Here is a 1,128-nt window from a genome sequence, read left to right on the forward strand (position 1 = left end):
TGGCGGTGGATTCCGCCGGATGGCCGGTCTGAGAGAAGAAAAGGCCCACGATACGGGCCAGGTGTTGCGGCGGCTGCTGGGTTACTTTGGCGCGTCGTGGCCGTGGCTGGTGGTGGTTTTGGTGCTGGTGGTCTTTAGCACCCTGATGCGGCTGGCCGGGCCGTATCTGCTGGGCGTGGCCGTGGACCAGTTCATCACCCCAGGCGACAAGGCCGGGCTCACCCGCACCATGTTGCTCTTGCTGGCCACCTACTTGCTCAACTGGGGGGCCACGGCCAGCCAGTTCTATCTGATGACCCTGGTCGGCCAGCGGGTGCTCTACACCATGCGCACCCAGATCTTCCAGCGCATCCAGACCCTCTCCCTGACCTTCTTCGACCAGCGTGAGGCGGGCGACCTGATGTCGCGGCTGGTCAACGACGTGGACGTGATCAACCATGCGCTCAACGTGGGCCTCGTGCGCCTGAGCGGCGATGTGCTGACCCTGATCGGCATCGTTGTGGCCATGGCCGGCCTGAACATGCGGCTGGCTCTGGCCAGTTTCACCGTGCTGCCTTTCATGCTGCTGACCACTACCATCTTCTCCCGCTGGGCCTTCCGCGCCTTCCGCCGCACGCGGGAGACCATTGGCCAGGTGAGCGCCGAGCTGGAGGAGAAAATCTCCGGCGTGCGGGAGGTGCAGGCCTTCAGCCGTGAGGGGGCCAGCCAGGCCCGCTTTGCCCAGCTCAGCGCGGCCGACCGCGACGCCAACGTCCAGGCCGTGGGCATCACCTCGGCCTTCACCCCGGCCCTGGACGTGCTGAGCACCATCGCCACAGCCATCGTGGCTGGCTACGGCGGCTACCTGGCCCTCAACGGGCTGGTCACCGTGGGCACCATCGTCGCCTTCCTGGACTATGTGCGCCGCTTCTACATGCCCATCCGCTCGCTGGCTCAGCTCTACACCCAGTTGCAGGCGGCGCTGGCCGGAGCCGAACGCATCTTCGAGTTGATAGACACGGAGCCAGACATCGTTGACGCGCCCGACGCGGTGGAGATGCCCCCCATCCAGGGCCGGGTCGAGTTTGAGCACGTCTCCTTCGCCTACAAAGATGGCGAACCGGTGCTGGAGGACGTGAGCCTGGTGGC

Annotated in this window: 1 protein-coding gene; it reads left to right on the forward strand. The window is 65.9% G+C overall.

Annotation, left to right across the window (positions count from 1 at the left end):
* Nucleotides 1-19: 19 nt before the first annotated feature.
* Nucleotides 20-1,128, forward strand: a 1,109-nt coding sequence (locus GTN70_08490) for an ABC transporter ATP-binding protein (GenBank protein ID NIO17022.1), incomplete at its 3' end; no start/stop codon positions are given.

The sequence above is a fragment of the Deltaproteobacteria bacterium genome, from assembly GCA_011773515.1.
Lineage (GTDB): Bacteria > Desulfobacterota > Deferrimicrobia > J040 > J040 > WVXK01.